Source organism: Mesorhizobium sp. M1088 (assembly GCF_040318575.1).
Lineage (GTDB): Bacteria > Pseudomonadota > Alphaproteobacteria > Rhizobiales > Rhizobiaceae > Mesorhizobium.
In genome coordinates this window covers 32,656-44,905 of record NZ_JAMYMO010000044.1, presented here as the reverse complement: position 1 = coordinate 44,905, position 12,250 = coordinate 32,656, and the positions used below count along the sequence as shown (strand labels likewise).

The window sequence follows — 12,250 nt, the reverse complement described above, 5'->3', positions numbered from 1 at the left end:
TGAGGGAGGGCGGCTACCCTCTCTCAGCGTTCCTTTCTGACCCATTCGGCAGCGAAAGTCATAAGACAAGCAATTCCAGGAAAAGTGTGAAACGGTTTTCCGTCCGGAATTGCGCAACAAAGACGCCCGGCCGTCGATCCGCCGATACCGATCCGGCACTAAAGCGCGTCGCGTTCGACCGTCGTCATGCGACGCGCTATAGGTTCTTGTTTTGATGCATGGTCGTTATCGCAAAACCGCTGCACACTTTTGCGCGACATGCATTATCGATCGGAGCGGCCCCGCCAAAGCGTCGCAGCACGCTTGTGTTGGCAGGGCAAGGGTCTCGTTCTATTGGAAGAGCCATGCTGTTTTGGGTCATAGCCGCACTCCTGACGCTGGGCGCAAGCTTGGCGGTGCTGCTGCCGTTGGCCGGCGGATCGAAGAACGCGTCCGCTGCCGGCGATCACGACCTTGAAGTCTATCGCGACCAGCTGGCCGAGCTTGACCGCGATATGGCGCGTGGCCTGATCCGGCCAATGGAGGCCGAAGAGGCACGCGCCGAAATCGCCCGCCGCATCCTTCGCCTGAGCAATGCCGGCCACGCCGACGAGACGGCGACGCAGCCGTCGCGGTCGACAAGGCTGGTGGCGACGGCGGCCGTGCTGCTGGTTCCGCTGGTCAGCTGGGGCCTCTATGGCCAGCTCGGCTCACCCGACCTGCCGTCGCAGCCGCTCAGCGAACGCCTGGCCAAGAACCCCGCCGACAGCTCGGTCGACGAGCTGATAGCCCGCGCCGAGGCGCACCTGGCGGCCAACCCATCCGATGGCCGCGGCTGGGACGTGCTGGCGCCGGTCTATCTGCGCATGCAGCGATACGCCGATGCGGTGACCGCCTATCGCAACGCCATCCGCCTCGACGGCGACAGCGCCGCCCGCCAGGCGGGTCTTGGCGAGGCGATCGCCAATGCGGCCGGCGGCATTGTCTCCGCCGAAGCGCAGGCGGCTTTCGAGGCGGCGTTGAAGCTCGATCCGGCCAATCCGAAGGCCTCGTTCTATCTCGCCATGGGCATGGCACAGGAAGGCCGCATAGCTGAAGCCACGGCGGCCTGGCAAAAGATGCTTGCCGCCTTGCCGCAGGGCTCGCCGTGGCGCGGCGCCGTCGAGCAGGCGCTGGCCGAATCCGCCGCCCGCAGCGTCGCTTCTGAGGCGCCCGCGAAAGGGCCGAGCGCCGAGGATATCGATGCTGCCTCCTCGATGTCGCCGCAGGACCGGCAAGCCATGATCAGCACCATGGTTGCCGGCCTCGACGAAAGGCTTCGGCAAAATCCGCGCGACGAGGAAGGGTGGATGCAGCTCGTTCGTTCCTATGCCGTGCTGGGCAAGACAGATCAGGCGCGTGACGCGCTCAATCGCGGTATCGCCGTCTTTGGCGCGGACAGTGACCAGGCCAGGAAATTCACCGCCTTTGCCGCCTCGCTTGGCGTGACGGCGACGGAGTAGACGATGACGCGCAAGCAGAAACGACTGTCGGTGATCGCAGCGGGGCTGGGGTTTCTCGGTGTTGCCACGGGGCTGACCTTCTATGCGCTTGGCCAGAAGGCCTCCTATTTCTACATGCCGGCCGATCTGGCCACCGCCAGCCTTCAGCCGGGCCAGCGCATAAGGCTCGGCGGTCTTGTCGAAAAAGGCACGGTCGAGCGTGGCCAAGGCGCCACCGTCGCCTTTTCGGTGACCGACAACCAGAAGGACGTCAAGGTCACCTATACCGGCATTCTTCCCGACCTCTTCCGGGAAGGACAGGGCGTGATCACCGAAGGCTCGTTTGGCCCTGACGGAATCTTTGTCGCCGACAGCGTGCTGGCCAAGCATGACGAGACCTATATGCCCAAGGAAGTGGCCGACGGCCTCAAGGCCAAGGGCGTATGGCAGGAGAGCAAGAGTGACTAGCGGGTGCGGTGACAATGGTTGAAACCGGACATTTCGCCCTGGTCCTGGCGTTTGCGCTGGCCCTGGTGCAGACGATGGTGCCGCTGTTCGGTGCGCGCACCGGCAACCACAAGATGATGGCCGTCGGCGCACCGGCCGCGCTGACCGGCTTTGCCTTGACGGCGCTGTCTTTCGTGGCGCTGGCAACCGCCTACGCCGGCTCCGACTTCTCGGTTGAGAGCGTCTGGGAGAACTCGCATTCGCTGCAGCCGCTGATCTACAAGATCACCGGAACCTGGGGCAATCACGAAGGTTCGATGCTGCTCTGGGTGCTGATCCTGACCTTCTTCGGCGCGCTCGTCGCCGTCTTCGGCGGCAATCTTCCGGCGACGCTCCGGGCCAATGTGCTTGCCGTGCAGGGAGCGATCGGCGCCACTTTCTTCCTGTTCATCCTGACGACGTCGAACCCGTTCGTCAGGCTCAATCCGGCGCCTATCGAGGGCCGCGATCTCAACCCGATCCTGCAGGACCTCGGCCTCGCCATCCATCCGCCGCTGCTTTATCTCGGCTATGTCGGTTTCTCGATCTGCTTTTCCTTCTCTGTCGCTGCCCTCATCGAGGGCCGCATTGACGCTTCGTGGGCGCGCTGGGTAAGGCCGTGGACATTGGTTGCCTGGATGTTCCTCACCGGCGGCATCGCCATGGGCTCCTACTGGGCCTATTACGAGCTCGGCTGGGGCGGCTTCTGGTTCTGGGATCCGGTCGAGAACGCATCCTTCATGCCGTGGCTGGCGGGCACGGCGCTGCTGCATTCGGCGATCGTCATGGAAAAGCGCTCGGCGCTGAAGATCTGGACGCTGCTTCTGGCGATCCTGACCTTCTCGCTGTCGCTGCTCGGCACCTTCCTGGTGCGTTCCGGCGTGCTGACCTCGGTGCACGCATTCGCCACCGATCCGACGCGTGGCGTGTTCATTCTCTGCATCCTGACGCTGTTCATCGGCGGCTCGCTGGCGCTGTTTGCCTTGCGCGCCTCCCTGCTGACGGCCGGCGGCCTGTTTCACCCGATCTCGCGCGAAGGCGCGCTGGTCCTGAACAATCTGTTCCTGACCACCGCCACCGCCACCGTGCTGGTCGGCACGCTCTACCCGCTCGTCGTCGAAGCCCTATCTGCCGACAAGATTTCGGTCGGCGCGCCGTTCTTCAACCTGACATTCGGCCCGCTGATGGTGCCGCTCTTGGTCGTCGTGCCGTTCGGGCCGCTACTCGCCTGGAAGCGCGGCGACATTTTCGCGGTCGCCCAGCGCCTGATGGCGGCTTTCGCGGCGGCGCTGCTCGCGGTGCTGGTGACGGCCCTGTTCATCGATGGCGCTTCGGTGTTGGCGGCACTCGGTGTCGGCCTTGCCTTCTGGCTGATCTGCGGCGCGCTCACCGATCTCGCCGTCAAATCCGGCTTCGGCACCGTCGCGCCCGCCACCATGCTCAGGCGCTTCGCCGGCCTGCCGCGCTCGGTCTTCGGCACAGCGCTTGCGCATCTCGGCCTCGGGCTGACAACGCTCGGCATTGTCGGCACGCTTTGCTTCGGGACCGAAAAAATCCTGTCGATGCATGCCGGCGAGACCGTCGAACTGTCCGGCCACAAGCTGCGCTTCGAGGGGCTCTACCCGGCCCAGGGGCCTAACTACAGTGAGGATCGCGGCCGCTTCACCCTGCTTGGCGCCGACGGCAGCGTCGCAGGCGAGATCACCTCGGCCAAGCGCTCATATCCGGTGCGCCAGATGACCACGACCGAATCCGGCATCAGGACGATCGGCTTCAGCCAGCTCTATCTTTCGCTTGGCGACGAGGGCAGCGATGGCTCTGTGGTCGTTCGTCTGTGGTGGAAGCCGCTGGTGACGCTGATCTGGGGCGGCGGACTGGTGATGATGGCGGGCGCGGCGATGTCGCTGCTCGACCGCCGCCTGCGCGTCGGCGCACCGTCGCGCCGCAAGGCTGCGGCCGGCGTGCCATCGGCGAGCCTGCAATGAAAAGGGCCACGCTGGCCTCGCTGGTCCTGCTGCTGGCGCTGTTGTTCGCCGGCGCCGCGCAGGCCGTCAAGCCGGACGAGGTGCTCGCCGACCCGGCACTCGAGGCGAGGGCGCGCGCATTGTCGGAAGGCCTGCGCTGCATGGTCTGCCAGAACCAGTCGATCGACGAGTCCGATGCCGACCTCGCCCGCGACCTGCGCGTCCTTGTGCGCCAGCGCCTGGTCGCCGGCGATACCGACCGGCAGGTGATGGACTATGTCGTTTCGCGCTACGGCGAATTCGTGCTGCTGAAGCCACGCTTCAATCTGCGCAATGTTTTGCTCTGGGGGACGCCAGTTCTTCTGCTGCTCGTTGGCGGGACATTCATCCTGCTGGCCGCCCGCTCGCGCCGTTCGACGGTGACCGCTGCATTAACTGCCGAGGAACAGGCGGCGCTGGACAAGATGCTCCGCCGCGATTGATCGATACATTACGAAAGTTTCATGTACCGGAAATGGCGCCGTAATGTGCGGCCCTCTATTTCCTTTGTCGAGGATGCCAATCAAGGGGCGTCCCTTGAAAAGAGGATACGATAACCATGAATGTTGCCCCCAATTCATATCTACGCACCCGCAAACGCCTTTTGGCCGCAGCCGCATCCCTGGCCATTGCCGGCGCGATCGGCTTTGGTGCTGTTGCCACCGGGACAGCCCCGGTGCTGGCCGACGCCGTGCGTGTCGAGGCACCGCAGGTCCCAAGCTTCGCCGATGTGGTCGAGCGCGTTTCGCCGGCGGTCGTCAGCGTGCGCGTCAAGGCCAAGATCCAGTCGACGGCCGATGACGGTTCCGGCCAGATGGACGACGAGGACGGTCTAGGCAATCTTCCCGACAACCCGCAGCTGCGCCGGTTCTTCCGCGAATTCCGCGGCTTTGGCGATCAAGGCGGCGATCAGGGCCCGAACGGAATGCGCCGTTTTGGACACCGTGACCGCAACAACGACCAGCCACGGCCGGTGGCGCAAGGGTCCGGTTTCTTCATCTCCGATGACGGCTATCTCGTCACCAACAACCATGTCGTCGAGGAGGGCACCGCCTTCACCGTGGTGACCAATGACGGCAAGGAACTCGACGCCAAGCTGATCGGCACCGATCCGCGCACCGATCTTGCGGTGCTCAAGGTCGATGACGGCAACAAGTTCACCTATGTCGACTTCGCCGATGATTCCAAGGTTCGCGTCGGCGACTGGGTGGTGGCTGTCGGCAATCCGTTCGGCCTCGGCGGCACGGTTACCGCAGGCATCGTTTCGGCCCGCGGCCGCGACATCGGCGCCGGTCCCTATGACGACTTCATCCAGATCGACGCCTCGGTGAACCGCGGCAATTCGGGTGGCCCGACCTTCAACCTCAACGGCCAGGTTGTCGGCATCAACACCGCGATCTTCTCGCCGTCGGGCGGCAGCGTCGGCATTGCCTTCGACATTCCCGCTTCGACCGCCAAGCAGGTCGTGCAGGATCTGATGAAGAACGGTACAGTGCAGCGCGGCTGGCTCGGTGTCGAAATCCAGCCGGTCACGCCCGAAATCGCCGAGTCGCTTGGCCTTGGGTCCGGCAAGGGCGCGCTCGTTGCCAGCGCGCAGGACAACGGTCCCGGCAAGAAGGCCGGCATCACCGCCGGTGACGTGATCACCCAGGTGGACGGCAAGGACGTTGCTTCGCCGAAGGAACTCGCCCGCCTGATCGGCGCTTACCCGCCCGGCAAATCTGTCGATGTCACGGTGTGGCGCAACGGCAAGAGCGAGGCGGTCAAGGTCGATCTCGGCAAGCTGCCGTCGAGCGACAAGCAGGCCTCGGCCGACCAGCAGCCTGCCCCAGCGCCGAAGACCGACACGCTCGCCGATCTCGGCCTGACCGTCACCAAGTCTGACAATGGCAAGGGCCTTGTGGTGACCGATGTCGAACCCGACAGCGATGCCGCCGATCGCGGTATCCAGCCCGGCGACGTCATCACCTCCGTCAATTCGGCGGAAGTGAACGGCGCCGGCGACGTCGACAAGGCGATGGCCGACGCGGTGAAGTCCGGCCGCAAGGCGGTGCTGATGCAGATCACCCGCGACGACAGCAACCGCTTCGTCGCACTGCCTGTCGCCAAGGGCTGAGCGCATGACCCCGAACACGTATTCCGTTTTCGGAAAGGCTCATGCGCCGATTCAAGGTGCTAGAGCGCCCTTTGCGCGTCCAAGAGGACGCGCGGCGCTCTAGTGGTCGACTTTTCCGGTGCGGCGGTTTTCAACACCCCCGAGCCGCCGCACGGGAAAGCACGGGGCCTGAATACGTTCGTCAGTCATCGTGTTCCGCCCCAGCGGCAGCGGGCTTCCCATCGCCCGCTGCCGCTCGAACATGCCGCTCAAGGCGTGAAGCGGTTTTAGGCTACGACATGCTAAAACAAAGACTTACCGCGTATCCCTGAATCACTTTGTTCGCGATACGCCATGGAGAAGGCCACGATGCATATGCCGGCCACTCAATCTTCCAGCGAAATCGCGTATAACGGTTCTATGAAGATTCTCGTCATAGAAGACGATCGCGAGGCAGCCGACTACCTGCAGAAGGCGTTCGCCGAGGCCGGCCATACCGCCCATGTCGCCGGCGACGGCGAAACCGGCTTCGCGCTCGCCGATTCCGGCGACTATGACGTCATGGTCGTTGATCGCATGATGCCGCGCCGCGATGGCCTGTCCGTCATTGCCGGGCTCAGGTCCCGGGGCAATACGACGCCCGTGCTGATCCTGTCGGCGCTCGGCGAAGTCGACGACCGGGTCACCGGTCTGCGCGCCGGCGGCGACGACTATCTGACCAAACCCTACGCGTTTTCGGAACTGCTCGCCCGCGTCGAGGTGCTGAACCGCCGCGCCAGCGCCAGGGAAGCCGAAACCGTCTACCGGGTCGGTGATCTCGAACTCGACCGGCTGTCGCACTCGGTGCGCCGCGCCGGGCGCGAGATAACGCTGCAGCCGCGCGAGTTCCGCCTGCTCGAATATCTGATGCGCCATGCCGGCCAGGTGGTGACGCGGACCATGCTGCTCGAGAATGTCTGGGACTACCATTTCGATCCGCAGACCAATGTCATCGACGTTCATATCTCGCGGCTGCGGGGCAAGATCGAGAAGGGCTTCGACAAGCCGATCCTGCACACGGTTCGCGGCGCCGGCTATATGCTGAAAAGCGGCTAGAACCCCATGGCTCTTTCCGTGCCGGCCATCATGAAGACGACGGCAGCGCGGCTTTCGGCGCTCTACCTCCTGCTGTTCGCCATCTGCGCGGTGCTGCTCGTGTTCTACATGACCTCGCTGTCGGCGCGCATGCTGACCGGCCAGACCCAGGACACGATCAACGACGAGGTGCTCGGCCTCGCCCGCGCCTATCAGCGCGGCGGCCTCCCGCTGCTGGTCCGCGTCGTCGAGCAGCGCTCCCGCCAGCCCGGCGCCAATCTCTATCTGATCGCCGATGCCAACGGCCAGATCCTGACCGGCAACGTGCAGAGTCTGGAGCCGGGCGTGATCGAGGCCGAGGGCTGGACTACCGAGCCGTTCTCCTACCGCCGCTTCGGCGAGGGCGAGCTCGAGCGGCAGCGCAACCCGGTCTCCGACCCGAACGAGCCCGCCCAGAGCGAAGTACAGGCCGAAGGCGAGAAGGGCCATAACGCCATTGCCCTGGTGCTGCGCCTGCCCAACCAGATGATCATGCTGGTCGGCCGCGACCTCGGCGAGCCGGAGCGCTTCCGCGCCGTCATTCGCCGCGCTCTGATGCTGGCGCTCGGCATGATGGGCGTCGGCGGGCTGCTGATCTGGTTTTTTGTCGGGCGCGCGGCGCTGAAGCGCATCGACAGCGTGTCGGAGGCGAGCCGCCGCATCATGGGCGGCGATCTTTCCGGCCGGCTGCCGGTCACCGGCGCCGGCGACGAGTTCGACCGGCTGTCGGAAAACCTCAATTCCATGCTGGCCAGGATCGCCACGCTGAACGAGGGCCTGAAGCAGGTCTCCGACAACATCGCCCACGACCTGAAGACGCCGCTCACCAGGCTGCGCAATCGCGCCGAGGCGACGCTTTCCGGCAAGCACAACACCAGCGACTACCGGCAGGCGCTGGAAGGAACGATCGCCGAATCCGATCAGCTGATAAAGACCTTCAACGCCATCCTGATGATCTCGCGACTGGAAGCCGGCTATTCCTCGGAAAGCACCACCAGGGTTGATCTGGCCGCTGCCGTGCACGACGTCGTCGAACTCTACGAGCCGGTAGCGGAGCAGGCGGGCGTGACGCTCGAAACTTCGGTGCAAGGTTCCTTCGCCGTCAACGGCAATCGCGAGCTGATTGGCCAGGCGCTGTCCAACATCGTCGACAACGCGATCAAATATTCGACCGACTCGACCTCCAGGCCTACGGTTCGCGTGACGCTGGAGCGTGTTGGTAGCGAGATCAGACTCGCCGTCTCCGACAACGGCCAGGGCATTCCCGACGATGTCGACCGCGCCAGGGTGACCGAGCGTTTCGTGCGGCTGGAAAAGAGCCGCTCGCAGCCGGGTTCCGGCCTTGGCTTGAGCCTCGCCAAGGCGATCATGACATTCCACAATGGACGGCTTGAGCTTCTGCCCGGCAATCCCGGATTGTCGGTCGTCATGAGTTTTCCCGGGCGGGACGATCGCTGATGGTTGCAAGGATAGCAGTGCGACGCCTCGAAACGGACTGGCTGTTGAAGCCGGCGGTAGAGCTCGTTCCGCTGGATGCAAGCCGCGCCAGGCAGGAATTGTCGGAGATCGCCGACGCCGCGCGGCAAAAGGAACTGCCGCGACTGGCGAAATCTCTCGCCGGCAAGGGGGTCGTCCAGGATTTCCTCGCCGCCGTGTTCGACCTGTCGCCGTTCCTGCGCGATACCGCGCGCCGCCGGCCACGGATACTCGATGCGCTTTTCGACGGGAGCGTCGAGGCGCGGCTGTCATCGATCGGCGCCGCGGTCGACACGGCAGCACGCGTAGAGGCCGTCTCCGAAAGCAGCCTGATGATGGAGCTGCGCCAATGTAAGGCGGAGGCGCATTTCCTGATCGCCTTGGCCGATCTCGCCGGCGAGGCCGAGACCTCGCTGACGGTGCGGCGACTGAGCGACCTTGCCGACGCCTGCACGCGTGCGGCTGTCGATTTCCTGCTCCGCGACGCGCATGAGCAAGGCAAGCTCCGATTGCTGGATGCCAAAAATCCGGCGCGACGCTCGGGCTGGATTCTGCTTGGCATGGGCAAGCTCGGCGCGCATGAGCTGAACTTCTCCTCCGACATCGACCTCGTCGTCTTCTTCGACCCCGATGCGCCTGCCGTCGTCGATCCGCTCGATGCCACAGAGCTGTTTTCGCGCCTGACCCGCCGGCTTGTTCGTATCCTCCAGGACCGCACCGAGCACGGTTACGTCTTCCGCACCGATCTCAGGCTTCGTCCCGACCCCGGCTCGACGCCGCTGGCGATCCCGGTCGAGGCGGCGCTGCGCTACTATGAGGCGCGCGGCCAGAACTGGGAGCGCGCCGCCATGATCAAGGCCCGCCCGGTGGCTGGCGATCTTGCCGCCGGCGCCGCGTTCCTGAAGGAACTCCAGCCCTATATCTGGCGCAAATACATGGACTATGCGGCGATTGCCGACGTCCATTCGATCAAGCGCCAGATCCATGCCCACAAAGGCCATGGCGAGGTCGCGGTCAAAGGCCACAATGTCAAGCTCGGTCGCGGCGGCATCCGCGAGATCGAGTTCTTCGTCCAGACCCAGCAGCTTATCGCTGGCGGCCGCTTTCCCGAACTGCGCGGCCGCGAGACCGTGCCGATGCTCGGCGAGCTCGCCGCGCGCGGCTGGATCACCGCCGACGCGCGCGATGCGCTCACCAGGCAATACTGGTTCCTGCGCCGCGTCGAACATGCCATCCAGATGATTGCCGACCAGCAGACGCATATCCTGCCGGAGGACGAAGAGGGGCTGGAGCGCGTCGCCCGCATGCTGGGCTTTGCCGATGCGGCAGGCTTTGCCGAAACGTTCCGCGCGGCGCTGCACCAGGTCGAGCGCCACTACGCAGCGCTGTTCGAAACCGCGCCGGAGCTTTCGGCCGGCATCGGCAATCTGGTCTTTACCGGGGACGTCGACGATCCCGATACCTTGCAGACCTTGCAGCGGCTCGGCTTCCAGCGGCCGAGCGACATCTGCCGGGTTATCCGCGGCTGGCACTTCGGCCGCTACCGCGTCACCCGGTCGGCGGAGGCGCGCGAGCGGCTGACCGAACTGACGCCGGCGCTGCTGCAAGCCTTCGGCCAGACGCGGCGGGCGGACGAGGCAGTGATCCGCTTCGACGAATTCCTTGCCGGCCTGCCTGCCGGCATCCAGCTGTTTTCGCTGCTGCAGTCGAATCCGGCTTTGCTGAAGCTGATGGCGACTATCATGGGCGCGGCACCGCGGCTGGCCGCCATCATCACGCGCCGGCCGCATGTCTTCGATGGGCTGCTCGATCCGGCGCTGCTGAGCGAACTGCCAAACCGCGCCTATCTGTCGGCGCGCCTTGCCGCCTTCCTCGAAGGCGACAGAGCCTATGAAGACGTGCTCGACCGGCTGCGCATCTTTGCTTCGGAGCAAAAATTCCTGATCGGCGTCAGGCTGCTTGCCGGGTCGATCGACCCGCCGCGCGCCGGCCGCGCTTTTTCCGATCTCGCCGACCTGACCATCGAGGCGGCATTGCAGGCGGTGATGGCGGAATTCGCTTTGCGTCATGGCTATATTGCCGGCGGCCGGGTCGCGCTGCTCGGCATGGGCAAGCTCGGCAGCCGCGAACTGACGGCGGGCTCCGACGTCGACCTCATCCTGCTCTACGATCACGACGCCGATGCGGAGGAGTCCGACGGCGACAAGCCGCTTGCCCCGTCGCATTACTACAGCCGGCTGACACAGCGGCTGATCGCCGCCGTTTCCGCGCCGACCGCCGAGGGCGTGCTCTACGAGCTCGACCTTCGCCTGCGGCCGTCCGGCAACAAGGGGCCGGTGGCCACTCATGTCGACGCCTTCAAGAAGTATCAGCGCCAGGACGCCTGGACATGGGAGCACATGGCGCTGGCGCGGGCCCGCACGATCGGCGGCGATGCCGAGCTCTGCCGCGAGATCGAAGGGGACGTTGCCGCAGTACTCGCTCTGCCGCGCGATCCAGCCAAGGTGATGGCCGAGGCATCCGAGATGCGCGCCATGGTCGACAAGGAGAAGCCGCCGCGCGATCCCTGGGACATCAAGCTGATCCCGGGCGGCCTCATCGATCTCGAATTCATTGCCCAGGTTGCGCTGATCACCGGAAAGATCGAGGCAGGCCGCAGGGCCACCGGCACGGCTGAGGTCCTGTCGCGCCTGGCGCCGGATTTCGCCAAGCCCCGGGTCAGGCAGGAACTGGTGGATGCCTATTCGCTCTATCTGGCGCTGACCCAGATGATACGGCTTTGCCTCACCGGCGCGTTCGAACGCGACGACGTTCCGCCAGGGCTTTCCGATCTGCTTCTTGCGGTCACCGACCTGCCGGATTTCGGGGTGCTTGAAGCGCACCTCAAGGAGACGTCGCAGAAGGTCAGAAAGGATTTCGACCTTCTGCTTCGTGCGAAACAACCGTGACGGCAACCAGCCGTACGGGCGAGAGCATCGGGCCCAAAATTGCGACCTGCTTTGGGAGGTTCCGATGTTCAATCAAAGAGATAGAGCGGGGGATTGAAGGTCCGCCGCTCTAGCATCGGGGGTGACGATGCAACAGGAGAAGACCATGAGAAAGACAACCAGACTTGCACTCGTTTTCGCAGCCCTGGCCGGCGCCGTCGGCACCGCTGCCTATGCAGACGAGCACTCCGTGGCCGGGCCGCGCGACGGCATGATGATGCGCCTCGGCAAGGTCATGAAGGACAATGACGGCACCATCACCTTCGACCAGTTCTCCGACGCCATGAACGCGCGGCTGAAGAAGATGGTCGCCGACAATGGCGGCAAGCTGACCGTGGCACAGCTCGCCGACGCGCTCGAGAAAGCACGCTTCGAGCAGATGGCCAGGCGCATCATCGCCCGTTACGACACCAAGGGCAACGGCACGCTGACCGCCGATGACATCACCAGCCGCCAGAAGAAGGTCTTCGCCATGCTCGACCGTGACAATGACGGGAAAATCGAGAAGAACGAACTGCCGAAGGGTCCCGGCGGTCACCGCCAATGGGACGGCGAGGGCAATGATGGCACTGACGGCATGCAGTGAGAAGTGATAACGCTCCGGCGGTGCGAGCCGCCGGAGACTTATTT

9 protein-coding genes are annotated in these 12,250 nt (G+C 64.8%); all 9 read left to right on the top strand.

Features of this window, described 5'->3' with window-relative positions:
* The first annotated feature begins 344 nt into the window (after positions 1–344).
* Positions 345–1,481 (top strand): c-type cytochrome biogenesis protein CcmI, encoded by a 1,137-nt coding sequence (ccmI, locus tag NKH49_RS30020; RefSeq protein WP_352471011.1) that lies wholly within the window; start codon positions 345–347, stop codon positions 1,479–1,481.
* 3 nt (positions 1,482–1,484) lie between these two features.
* On the top strand, positions 1,485–1,928 hold the full coding sequence (ccmE, locus tag NKH49_RS30015; protein ID WP_352471012.1) for a cytochrome c maturation protein CcmE: 444 nt from the start codon (positions 1,485–1,487) through the stop codon (positions 1,926–1,928).
* A 14-nt stretch (positions 1,929–1,942) separates the two neighbouring features.
* On the top strand, positions 1,943–3,931 hold the full coding sequence (locus tag NKH49_RS30010) for a heme lyase CcmF/NrfE family subunit (RefSeq protein ID WP_352819404.1): 1,989 nt from the start codon (positions 1,943–1,945) through the stop codon (positions 3,929–3,931).
* Positions 3,928–4,392 (top strand): cytochrome c-type biogenesis protein, encoded by a 465-nt coding sequence (locus NKH49_RS30005; RefSeq protein WP_352616899.1) that lies wholly within the window; start codon positions 3,928–3,930, stop codon positions 4,390–4,392. Before NKH49_RS30010 ends, NKH49_RS30005 begins: the two co-directional genes overlap by 4 nt.
* A gap of 116 nt (positions 4,393–4,508) precedes the next feature.
* Positions 4,509–6,065 carry a Do family serine endopeptidase gene (locus NKH49_RS30000; protein WP_352616897.1) on the top strand — a complete coding sequence of 519 codons (1,557 nt, stop codon included), beginning with the start codon at positions 4,509–4,511 and terminating at the stop codon, positions 6,063–6,065.
* Positions 6,066–6,464: 399 nt separating this feature from the next.
* Complete coding sequence (locus tag NKH49_RS29995; protein WP_254819962.1) at positions 6,465–7,139, top strand: response regulator transcription factor; 675 nt, start codon at positions 6,465–6,467, stop codon at positions 7,137–7,139.
* 6 nt (positions 7,140–7,145) lie between these two features.
* Positions 7,146–8,615 carry a sensor histidine kinase gene (locus tag NKH49_RS29990; RefSeq protein ID WP_352471016.1) on the top strand — a complete coding sequence of 490 codons (1,470 nt, stop codon included), beginning with the start codon at positions 7,146–7,148 and terminating at the stop codon, positions 8,613–8,615.
* Positions 8,615–11,581, top strand: coding sequence for a bifunctional [glutamine synthetase] adenylyltransferase/[glutamine synthetase]-adenylyl-L-tyrosine phosphorylase (locus NKH49_RS29985; RefSeq protein ID WP_352929114.1), 2,967 nt, complete (start codon positions 8,615–8,617; stop codon positions 11,579–11,581). The genes NKH49_RS29990 and NKH49_RS29985 overlap by 1 nt, the downstream gene beginning before the upstream one ends.
* A 145-nt stretch (positions 11,582–11,726) precedes the next feature.
* Positions 11,727–12,206 carry an EF-hand domain-containing protein gene (locus tag NKH49_RS29980; protein ID WP_352471018.1) on the top strand — a complete coding sequence of 160 codons (480 nt, stop codon included), beginning with the start codon at positions 11,727–11,729 and terminating at the stop codon, positions 12,204–12,206.
* Positions 12,207–12,250 lie beyond the last annotated feature (44 nt).

Bases quoted from the DNA above. Each gene is read 5' to 3' on its own strand.
- ccmI (WP_352471011.1), top strand. From the start codon at position 345: ATGCTGTTTTGGGTCATAGCCGCACTCCTGACGCTGGGCGCAAGCTTG.
- ccmE (WP_352471012.1), top strand. From the start codon at position 1,485: ATGACGCGCAAGCAGAAACGACTGTCGGTGATCGCAGCGGGGCTGGGG.
- NKH49_RS30010 (WP_352819404.1), top strand. From the start codon at position 1,943: ATGGTTGAAACCGGACATTTCGCCCTGGTCCTGGCGTTTGCGCTGGCC.
- NKH49_RS30005 (WP_352616899.1), top strand. From the start codon at position 3,928: ATGAAAAGGGCCACGCTGGCCTCGCTGGTCCTGCTGCTGGCGCTGTTG.
- NKH49_RS30000 (WP_352616897.1), top strand. From the start codon at position 4,509: ATGAATGTTGCCCCCAATTCATATCTACGCACCCGCAAACGCCTTTTG.
- NKH49_RS29995 (WP_254819962.1), top strand. From the start codon at position 6,465: ATGAAGATTCTCGTCATAGAAGACGATCGCGAGGCAGCCGACTACCTG.
- NKH49_RS29990 (WP_352471016.1), top strand. From the start codon at position 7,146: ATGGCTCTTTCCGTGCCGGCCATCATGAAGACGACGGCAGCGCGGCTT.
- NKH49_RS29985 (WP_352929114.1), top strand. From the start codon at position 8,615: ATGGTTGCAAGGATAGCAGTGCGACGCCTCGAAACGGACTGGCTGTTG.
- NKH49_RS29980 (WP_352471018.1), top strand. From the start codon at position 11,727: ATGAGAAAGACAACCAGACTTGCACTCGTTTTCGCAGCCCTGGCCGGC.